Consider the following 10,542-nt stretch of genomic DNA (forward strand, 5'->3'; position numbering starts at 1 on the left):
TTAAGGCCCTTTCTTGTGCCCAAGTCGTGCCTCCCGCATGATGCCCGCACTTGATGCGAGGATTTAACGGGAGGCAGGCGAGAGAGATGGAATCGGGCGCTCAGGGTATAAATTCTCACCCAAATTTTCAAATCGATATCACTTGTCACAGAGGTCTTAACTGTTTATAGGGTGGAGAGATAGATAGGACTGGCTTTAGACTGTGTCACAGTGGTCTTTGGACGTTTTTGGACGTTTCGATATCACGATTCCTTCAATTTTGCCCTCAATTTAAGGTATTTTCAGAACATCAAATTTTTTGAAATAGTTTACAATTTTAATAGATCCGTAACTGAAGTGCCAGGGGGCCGATCATCGTTAACCACTGACTCTGATCAGCGTCTATAAACTCGATCCGGTAGTCTTTATTGAGAGGTTGGAGGGCAACTCCCCTGCGGGCCTCATCATACTGTATCCTTTTCAGAGTAATGCCTGTCTCGTATCTGACGGCACAGATTTTCCCGTCCAAACCATCCCAGGTGATCTGCTTTTTGATGAGGACAATATCCCCGTGCAGGATCTGCGGCTCCATGCTTTGTCCATTGATTCGGAAGGCCACGTAGTTATCCGTACCGAAAGGAATGTAGCGAGTGGGAACTTCGACTGATTCCGCCGGCTCCATATCCTCGGGAACTTCCATGGGTGATCCAGCGGATATTTCCGCTACGATCGGGAAGATTGAGGTACGCACGTAAGTGGTATCAAAATCATTCACTAAGACCGGTTTACCATCCACAATCTGGACTTTCTTGGTAGTCCTGATATCATCTCCAAGCTCCCAGGGAGCCAGGATGAACATACTGCCTTCACCTCTTAACAGCCAGTTCACATTCACTCCGGAATCGATCAATCTGGCCAAGAATTGAGGGTCGGGAAACCGCTCATTGTTCTTGTAACGGTCCAGAGAATTGGCAGAGATGCCAAACTTTTCGGTAAACTGGTACTGCTTCAATTTCATTGCTTTAATCAGCATTCCCAGCCTGCTGCCGATATCGTTAGTGTCCATTATTCCTCCTAAAAGGTCATTTTCTGCTTGACCTTTTGCCGTATGGGTAAGATTATGCATCCGTAGACAAGATAAATTGTCTAATCTTTTTGTCAATGCTTATTTATATAGTTGTGTTTCGGTGGCGGATTTTTCCGCTCGTATCAGATAGTTTTCATAAGTCGCTGGAAAGCGCAGAAAGGACTTCCCAAGTTATTGCGATGCAGTTATATAGCACCCAACAATAACTAAGGGGAGGCGCTTATGAAAGCGACTACTTACAAGCCCGGAGAAACTTGGGTCAAGGATGACCTCTGTGACACACTGACCTCTGTGACACGTGTCACACACCCTTCCAATCGGAGAAAAAAGCCGCCGATGCTGATCAGTAGATATGTTGAACGCTGTGACAGATCGCCAGGACAAAAAAAGGCTACCACTGTGACAGATTATCCGACCTCTGTGACACGCCACCGGAGTGGAAGTGTCACAGTGGTCTTACCGGTACCAGAGAATTATTGGCAGAGGCTGAACATGAGCAAGAACAAGATCAGGTCAGTCTGGCTGACCGTGGAGCGGGCGGCGGAACTGATGAGCTGCTCCACCCGCACCGTATGGCGCTATATCAAGCGCAACCGAATCGAAGTGCACAAGCATCTGGTCGAGCAGGATGGCTACAAGGTTAGGAAGACCTTCCTGCTGACCGAGCCTTCCTTATATATCAAGGAGATGGCAGACTGCCAGGCCAGGAACCTGGTGCCTGCCGGCTTTATTGAGATCACTCTCAAGGTGGATGGCAAAGACCTGCACAGCGCTTTGATCTACAAATACAGCGAGGAGGACAAGCATGAGCATCTATGATGAAATCGATCCCCTGACCTACGCGGAGCTCTATCAGAGCATCTATCCTGATTGGAAGGGTAAGCAGGATTTGCTTAACCAGATTGGGAAAGGCCAGGAGATCAAACCTAAGCCGACTCCCAAGCCAGTTCCGGCTGTCACAGCGACTGATAGCAACATACTTGACGACAGTATCGTTCTGGAAGATGAGCCAAGCGCTCCCAGCGATCCTGAGGAGGAGTACATCGACTTTACTCCTCAAGAGCGGGTACCAGTCAAATGCGATAACGAAGCCAAGCTGCTGGGCTACTTCTGTACCACAGTGCTGGAGCGGCTCCAGCATAGCGAGTCCAAAGGCCGGGAGTGGAAACTGCTCACTAAGGAATACAATAACGGTAGCCTGGCTCCAGAACTCTATGCTTTGAAAGGAAAGCGCACCGAACGGGCCTTACGCCTCTGGCTGGGACGCTATGAACAGAGCAAGCAGGATATGTATGCTCTCCTGCATGGCAACCGCTATCAGAAACGGCAACGCAAGATCACCGAACTGGAAGGCAAGGTGCTGTTGGCGATCCTGCTGCATCCCAACCGGATCAGTATCGGCAGCGCTCTCAAGTTCCTGAAAGCCAAAGCCGAGTCCGGACTGATCGACTCACCCAGTTCGGTACCAACGCTTAGACGCTGGGTCGAAGAGTGGCGGGATGACAATCTGGCAATGTGGGAGCAGGCAAGGCAGGGCAGCAAGTTCGTAGCTGAGCACATCATCAAGACCATCCACCGGGATAGCAGACTATTGAGCGTGGGCGAAGTCTGGGTAGCCGATGGGCACACTCTGGCCTTCGATATCCTCAATCCCAAGACCGGGAAAGCGCAACGCATGACCATGATAATGGTCTTCGACTGGGCATCCCGATACCCGGTGGGTGCCACGCTTGCCTTCACCGAGGACAGTCAGCACATCCAGGCTGCCTTCCGCAATGGCTTCCTCAACTGGGGAGCTCTGCCTCAGTATGTCTATCTCGATAACGGCAAAGCCTTCAAGAGCAAGCTGTTCCACGAACAGTGGGAAGGGCATGACCTGGCCAAGGAATTGGGCGGTATCTTTCCCAAGTTGGGAATCAGAGCTCAGTTCGCCGAAAGCTACAATGCCAAAGCCAAGATCATCGAGCGGTTCTTCCGGACCTTCCAGGAGCAGTTTGAACGCTTCATCAGCAGCTTCCGGGGAGCCAATATAGCCGATAAACCTGCCACTCTGATGCGTAACGAGAAGTGGATCAAGAAGCTCTATACCTGCGAGCCGCCCACCACTGAAGAAGCGATGCAGATGATCGGCTACTATATCAGATATGTATATGGCATCACCCCTCACCGGGGATTGGATAACCGCAAACCCTGGGAGGTGTTCAACTCGGCTCCCAAACCTCAGGACAGGCTGGTCAATCCCTCTCAGCTCAACTTTATGATGTTGAGCGTGGAGCGTAAAGCCATCCGCAACGAGGGCATCGTGCTGAACAAGTTGAAGTACTGGCATCCCGCTCTGGTCTTTCACATGGGTAAACCGGTAATAATCAGATACGATCTGGCTGATGCGAGATGGGTGCTGGTCTATGACGAGGCGGATATCTTCATCTGCCAGGCTTCCCTGCGCCAGGCCCAGCATCCGTTCATCCAGGCCGATCTGCAGAACAGCAAATCGCATAAGGAATACCGCCAGGAATATACCCAGATCAAGAAGCTGCAGCGGCTGACCGAACAGCGGACCCAGAGCTTCGTGCGCAGCAATCAGGAATCGGTGGATAAGCTGCTCAAGAGCTATATGAACGAGATTCCAGCTGATAACAATCCTACCTTCCTGCAAGCACCTATGATCGAAGCTCCCGCCCCGGGCCCGGAAGAGGAGATCGCCAGGCTGGAACAGATAGTAATTGAACAAGAACAGGCAATAACCGCCATCCAACCTGAACAGACCAACAACGATCAAAATCAAGCTGTTGCCGAAGGATCAAGCGAGTTCGATCCCTTCGACGATGAGGAGTTCAAGAAAATGCTCAAGACGATCGGAATCAAATAAGGAGGAATAGATGAAGCAAGGTAAACTTGTCCCGATCCACAATGTCCAGAAAGCCGATGAGTGCATCGACTTCCTGCTTAAGCGTCCCCGCCTGGAGATGGTGGGACTGGGTATGCTGTATGGCAGGCCCGGCCTCGGCAAGACCACCTATGCCAGCCGTGCTGCCTATGCCCGTGGCTACGTGTATATCAGACTGGAAGCCACGACCACTCCCAAAACCTTCGCCAAGGAACTGCTCCAGAATCTATACAGAAGCCTGGGTATGGGTGATTATCTCCCCGTGGGTACTACCAACAACATCTACAAGCAATGTATCCAACTGCTCCTCGATAATGAGGATACCGTCATCATCATTGATGAGATCGACTACGCCTTCCGCTATCCTCAGTTACTCGGATCGGTCAGAGATCTGGTGGATGAGACTTTCGCAGTGGTGATCCTGGTGGGCATGCAGAACGCCATGGATAGGCTTAACCAGATCAATGCTTACTACTTTGACCGCTGTAACTACTTCTACGAGTTCGAAGCGGTAAGCAAGGATGATATTAGAATGTTGGGCACCGAACTGATGAATATTCCCTGCCCGGAGTCCCTGGTCAATTACATCCACTTCAACGCAGCCGGGAACCTTAGGAAAGCCATCAAGATCATGCACATGCTTGAAGTCCGCGGTAAAATCAATCCCATCCAAGCCATGAACCATATTTAGGTGGCATTATGAACGAGCAAAGCATTATAATCGACCGCTTCGTAGACCGCTTCGTCAGCTACTTCAACTTAGATCTGATCTGTGAGTGCACCGGAGTAGACCGGGATGTGGTTCAGGAGCGCCTTAACCAACTCCTTACAGGCAATGTGATCCGCAAGGTATCCAAATACGAGGATATCTATGTAACCAACCGGGGCCGCTATAATATCAATGTAGCAACCATTTACTGCGGCAACTGGGCATTCGACCTTAAAGCCTGCCAGGATATCTGCTTCCTGCTTGATAAGAGCCAAATAAAGAGCATCCGACAGCTGGCTTCCAAGATGCAGCGCAGCCGTCAGTGGGCTTATCTCTACCTGGAGGCACTGATCTCAGTCGATGCGGTGGGTATATGTAAGTCAGGTTATTATACCAAGGACATAAGCATGATCTGCAAAGTCGGCTCGGTGATCAAGAAAGGCATCATTAGCGAGAAGCGGGCCGAGTGCGGCATCCAACCTCAGAGACGCCGTAAGAAAACTACTAAAACTACTAACCACAAGTAAAGAGCGAGGGCATTCTATGACTCAGGAACAACGAGAACGAAAACTACGCCAAGAGATACATGGCCTCCGGGTCAAGAAGTTCCACTGGACCCTAAATGACTTCAAGTTCATCATCAAGGGCTTGGGCTATGGCGAATCACTTAGGGCTTTGCCGGAGGATCGCTTAACTGAATTGAAAGCACTTCTGCTCAAGTACCGTAAGCATGGCAGACCCCAAATCTTTAGCTTCGACCGTCAGGGCAAGTATATGTTCTATCTCATGAAGACTGCGGGCTGGACCGAGTCCCAGCTACGGGCATTTACCATCCAACACTATTCCAAAAGCCACTGGAACCTACTCAACAAGAAGGAACGCAGAGCGGTGATCGCAATGCTGCAGAACTACATCAAACAGAATGAAAAGAAAGCCAAAAATACAACCAAGAAGGAGACATCTAATGGACACACCCAAAACCCCCAAGGCTAAGAAGCCCATTCCCACCAGAGTTGACGCTAACGGACAGAGCATTCCGGTCTCGATCATCAGGCCGGAGATACTCAAGCAGGACTCTATCGTAACCAAGACCATCAACCGGGCGATCAAGCTGCATGACCGCATAGTAGCAGACAAGAACCAGTTCTTTGAAGATGTGGAACTCTATCTCCAGCAGGTAGCCGAGAAGAACGGACTCGATTGGAAGGGCAATGCCGTCCTCAACAGTTTTGACGGCAAATATAGAGTTGAAATCAGATTCAAGGAACGCATCCAGTTCGGCATCGAACTCCAACTTGCCAAGCAGAAGATCGATGAGTGCATCAAAGCCTGGTCAGCCGACTCTAACGTTAACCTCCGAGCCATCATCAGCGAGGCATTTCAGGTCGATAAGAAAGGCGAAATCGCCAAATATCGTATCCTGCGTCTGCGCCGCTACAACATCAAAGATCAAACCTGGAAGGAAGCTATGGAGCTGATCGACCAGGCCATCCAGGTAGTTGCTACCAAGCAGTACATCAACTTCTATGAACGTGACGAGTCAGGCCAGTTCCGCCAGATCGTCCTTAACTTCCCTTCTCTGTAAGAAACAGTGGCAAGGTAATGCATCTCAATTTGATAAAAATACAGGAGAATGAATAATGGCATATATGAATACCAAAACTACGGAGGTTTTAGAGACAATGAGCATCTTCAATGATGAACGCAACTACCGCACGGATGAGATAGCCGATATCCTCCGGGTTGACCGCTCCAGCGTATATCGCTGGATACGGGACATAGAGAACCCTCTGCCTGCTTTCCGTACTAAAGAGAATGGTCAACTGCGCTGCAAGGGCAAAGACCTTAACGCCTACTTAGATAAATACAAGGTACGCCCTGAGTATGAGTAACAGCCGTGAGTTCCGCATCAAGCGGGACAACTGCAAAGAAGCTTATCTGAACGGCAAGACCGATCCCACTGAGCTGGCGGTGATCTTCGGAGTCTCCGACATCACTGTCCGTAAGTGGGTCAAGAGCGGCAAGTGGGACGAGCTCTTCAAAGAAGAGAACCAACTCGACCACGAGATCGCCATCGCCCGCAAGAAGGCACTCATTCAAGCGCTCCGGGAATATGCCAAGAATCCTGCCGACACAGCCATCCAAAGCCTGGTGAGCATGATGAAGCAGGATCAGAAGGATCGGCAGCCCTCCAAAGAACTGAACGACTACATCGTCAAGTTCCTGGATCAGGTTACCGACTTTATGATCGAGAAAGGACATGAGACCTTACTTAAACAGTTCCAGAGCATTCTGCACGATTTGGCAGATTACCTGAGAGTGAGAAATGGTTAGCCTTCCTGCATCCTATATAAGGCCTCCCCAGCCTAAGCCTACAGACCAACCTCCCTACCCTGCATACCCTCCAAGCCAACAGCCCGACAAGGCCGTTCCTCCGACCTCCGGGTCCCCGATGCCCGTCCCCCTGGGCGTCGGGGGGTTACCCGGTTATGCCTAAGAAGTTCATTCAGCGGCATAACAAAGCACTGGCAGAGATCGCATCTAAAACGATCTCCGTCTTGCCTTTTATAGACGATAATCCTGAAGCCAAGTCCGAGAGGATAAGACGAACTACCGGAACAGGTTGGGATGCTTTCTCGTTCTTCTGCCATACCTATTTCCCGCATATTTTCCCACTACCTTTTTGCCCAGCGCACGAGACCATGTTCGATGAGACTGATAATGACTCAGGCATCATCGCCATTACCGGTTTTCGGGGGCTGGGCAAAACGGTACTCATGGGAGTTGTCTATCCCATCTGGATGATCATCAAAGGTGAACGCTACGTGATCCATACCGCCGCAGACATAGATCTGGCTCAGGAGAGGACAGCGTTTACACTTCACGAGCTGCAGAACAATAAGCGGCTCACCATTGATTATCCGGAGCTGCAGCCAGTGGATGCCTTTGACCTGGACTTCTATCTCAAGAACAAAGCCAGGATACGAGCCAGGAGTATCAAGCAGTCTCATCGGGGTACTATCAATCCCAAGACTGCCAAGCGGCCCGGTTTGATCGTTTGTGATGATATCGACAAAGAAGAGAACATGGGTAACCAGTCCATCGGTAAACGAAGGATGGAGAAGATCACCCAGGAGCTTGCCGGAGCACTCTCACCTGAGGGAAATGGCAAGATCGTCTGGCTCGGTAACCTGGTACATCCCAATTACTCCATCTGTCAGTTTCAGGAGCTCATATTAGGCGATTTACGGGCAGATAATCCAGAATTAGACGTTACCTACCAGATTGCATTAAAGACCCACCAAAAGGCGATATTGCGCTTCTCTCTCGAAGATATGCATGGCAAGTCAACTTGGGAGGCTCAATACCCCACAGCCACTCTGCCAAATCTGCGAGCCAAGTTCGGGCATACCGGTTATCAGCGAGAGATACTTGGACAGCCGGTTATCGAAGGGAACATCTTCAAGAACCACTGGTTCACCAAGTATAGGAACCTACCGGAGCCATCCCAGATGAAGCGGGTCTGGCTCTATGCCGATCCAGCCTGGGGGGAGAAAGGCTGCTTCAAGGCCATTATCTCCATAGGCTATGATGGTAATCGCTTCTATGTGATCCATGTCTGGATACGCCAGACTGAGAACACCAAGTTCTTCAGATACTACTATGATACCTATCAGGAGCTTGATCGAATCTATAGAGTGAAAGCCAGAGCAGCTTGTGAAACTACCTATGGTCAGGCACGTATCCTTGCCGATTTTGATCGGTGGGCAACTGACAATCATCTGCCTCCGATATCTCACAGAATAAAGCGGATAGACAACAAAGATAATAAGAACCTGCGTATAGAACGCACCGAGACCATTATCGAGACGGCTAAGGTACTCTTTCCTGAAGGTCAAGACACACCAACACTGATCAGTCAGTTCCTTACATATCCTGATGGCTATATCGATGGCTGTGATGCCTTGGCTGGCTGTCTGGAACGCTTCTCCGAATACGATATTGGCAGGAACAGAGTCAAGGTCCGAAGGTTCAGCTTCTAATGAACTACTATGATCAGCTAATGCTTGAGTACTATAGGGTCTTGAATAATGCCTGGAAAACCGAGATCAGAGATGCGACCCGACTCGCCATCCAAATGCTGAGTGACATGCCACGTGCTGAGAAGATCAACAAGAACGCCATAGATAAGCTTATGGGCATCATCAATACCCAGTTGGGAGACGACTTCGCAGCTATGGTCAATGAGCCCACCAAGGCGATAATAGACCGCTGTATGCGGCTCGGACTCAAGGACACCCAGGTACAGGCTCCCACCAAGACTAGTATCGGGCTTTGGGGCATCGAAGATCAGCATCTCTCATCCACCATTCAGAAACAGCAGTTGTTCTGGATCGGGAACCACTTTGAAGCAGACGTACGTCAGAACTTCGCAGATACTCTCACTAAAGCTATCGAACAGGGCTATACCAAAGAGATGTTGGCTGATACCCTTAAAGACCAGTTCAATGACCTTGCCAATCGCTCATCCCATTACTGGCAGGGACTGGCAGAACATACTGCACTCAGAATCCGAGAGTTCGGAAGACTGCAAGGTTATAAGAAAGCGAAAGCCAGATACTATAAACTTGTAGTGATACTCGATGACCGCACCAGTGACATCTGCCGGGCTCTGGCTGCCCAGGACAAGGTCTATCCCCTAAACGATGCCCTTGAAGTAATGGATAACCTCATGGCTCTGGATACCAAGTCCAGCAGCCTGGATGATGCCCGGGAGTATATCAAAGCCCTTGCACCTTGGATCAAGGATGACCAGATCGAATACGACTCAGAGATGAACCCAGTCGGGGTCTCCGGAGCGCATACTCCATTTCCGCCGTTTCATTGGAAGTGCAGGACAATGACAGCCATCTTATAGTTAACAATCATCTAGGCCTTAACAGAAATATCTGGCATTTCAGTAGTTACTTCAGTGTCAACAAATGACCTTTGCTCCCGAATGATCTTTCTCTTCTCGATAGCTGGAGCAAGACAGAATAAATCGAATTCCTCTTTATCAATCTCCGAGGCATTAGAAACATGAGGGAAAAGCAGCTTAAGGTACGCTGTCGCTAACTTGATTATCGCCTTAACGTCTCTTGTATCTGAATTTTGTGGGATTTGAATTAGATCTGAGACGATTTGACTATAATGGGAACAATTCCTCAGCTTGTGTAATATCTCGCTAAAATACTCTACATTAAGAGTGTATCCGTTTACTATAAGACCCTGATTAAGCCTGATAAGTTTCCAGCCCTCAATGAATCCATGAATTCTATCCATGAGTGCAGAAGATTGAAAGAAACTGGGCAATGATACAAAGTATCTATTTGATAATGGACGCCAGTCCGGTGATAAAGAAATGTTCCCCAACATCATAAGTCCCGCTTCAGATGATCCGCTATAATTAGCAACCGTAAAACGACCACTTTCTAGGTAGTTTTTCAACGCTCCTAATAACTCATCTTCATTAGCGAACTTTATCGTCTCTATCTCATCAAAAGTCACGAAATCGTAGTTTTCAATTATACCAGGAGTTCTTCTGCCAATATCGTACAAGAGTTTTGCCCTTGATACCACTCCTCCGCTAAACATCCACGTATATTTACTTAGATTGCCAAATACATATGATTTTCCTGTGCCCTTAGGGGCAAGTTCTATCAAGTTGAGGTTAGGCTCAACAAAAATCAATAACCGAGATAGAAAAAGTAGTTTTCGGTCGATTGAGCTAAAACCTGTTTGTGTATCTTTATTATCAGGATTATACTCCATCGATCTTATAAGTAAGTCAATCCATTCGTACACGGTGAAATTTTTCCTTGCTGATTTGAAGTATTCTAG

The 10,542-nt window shown here is 48.9% G+C and carries 12 protein-coding genes; 10 read left to right on the top strand and 2 right to left on the bottom strand.

Annotated features, from left to right (window positions below):
• Positions 1-316: 316 nt before the first annotated feature.
• The gene (locus GX466_04515) at positions 317-1,045 is read right to left on the bottom strand and encodes a hypothetical protein (protein NLH93465.1); all 729 of its coding nucleotides are present in this window, start codon (positions 1,043-1,045) and stop codon (positions 317-319) included.
• A gap of 243 nt (positions 1,046-1,288) precedes the next feature.
• Here GX466_04515 and GX466_04520 point away from each other — a divergent pair, with 243 nt between their 5' ends.
• From GX466_04520 to GX466_04565, 10 genes are all read left to right on the top strand, one after another.
• Complete coding sequence (locus GX466_04520) at positions 1,289-1,885, top strand: helix-turn-helix domain-containing protein (protein NLH93466.1); 597 nt, start codon at positions 1,289-1,291, stop codon at positions 1,883-1,885.
• Complete coding sequence (locus tag GX466_04525; GenBank protein ID NLH93467.1) at positions 1,872-3,935, top strand: transposase; 2,064 nt, start codon at positions 1,872-1,874, stop codon at positions 3,933-3,935. The genes GX466_04520 and GX466_04525 overlap by 14 nt, the downstream gene beginning before the upstream one ends.
• A 10-nt stretch (positions 3,936-3,945) precedes the next feature.
• On the top strand, positions 3,946-4,644 hold the full coding sequence (locus GX466_04530; protein ID NLH93468.1) for an ATP-binding protein: 699 nt from the start codon (positions 3,946-3,948) through the stop codon (positions 4,642-4,644).
• Positions 4,645-4,652: 8 nt separating this feature from the next.
• A complete protein-coding gene (locus GX466_04535) occupies positions 4,653-5,189 on the top strand; it encodes a hypothetical protein (protein ID NLH93469.1) in 537 nt (178 codons plus the stop codon).
• A 16-nt stretch (positions 5,190-5,205) separates the two neighbouring features.
• A complete protein-coding gene (locus GX466_04540) occupies positions 5,206-5,655 on the top strand; it encodes a hypothetical protein (protein NLH93470.1) in 450 nt (149 codons plus the stop codon).
• Entirely contained in the window at positions 5,627-6,247 is a 621-nt protein-coding gene (locus GX466_04545; protein ID NLH93471.1) for a DUF3164 family protein, read from the top strand. The genes GX466_04540 and GX466_04545 overlap by 29 nt, the downstream gene beginning before the upstream one ends.
• 55 nt (positions 6,248-6,302) lie before the next feature.
• A complete protein-coding gene (locus tag GX466_04550; GenBank protein NLH93472.1) occupies positions 6,303-6,554 on the top strand; it encodes a helix-turn-helix domain-containing protein in 252 nt (83 codons plus the stop codon).
• Positions 6,547-6,996, top strand: a complete 450-nt coding sequence (locus GX466_04555; protein NLH93473.1) for a hypothetical protein — start codon at positions 6,547-6,549, stop codon at positions 6,994-6,996. Before GX466_04550 ends, GX466_04555 begins: the two co-directional genes overlap by 8 nt.
• Before the next feature lie 155 nt (positions 6,997-7,151).
• Positions 7,152-8,705, top strand: coding sequence for a hypothetical protein (locus GX466_04560; protein NLH93474.1), 1,554 nt, complete (start codon positions 7,152-7,154; stop codon positions 8,703-8,705).
• Positions 8,705-9,580, top strand: a complete 876-nt coding sequence (locus GX466_04565) for a hypothetical protein (protein ID NLH93475.1) — start codon at positions 8,705-8,707, stop codon at positions 9,578-9,580. The genes GX466_04560 and GX466_04565 overlap by 1 nt, the downstream gene beginning before the upstream one ends.
• An 11-nt stretch (positions 9,581-9,591) precedes the next feature.
• On the opposite strand, the gene brxL is transcribed toward GX466_04565, so the two are convergent.
• Positions 9,592-10,542 (bottom strand): BREX system Lon protease-like protein BrxL (gene brxL, locus GX466_04570; GenBank protein NLH93476.1); only part of this gene is annotated, 951 nt, incomplete at its 5' end.

It is taken from the genome of Candidatus Cloacimonadota bacterium (genome assembly GCA_012516855.1).
GTDB lineage: Bacteria > Cloacimonadota > Cloacimonadia > Cloacimonadales > Cloacimonadaceae > Syntrophosphaera.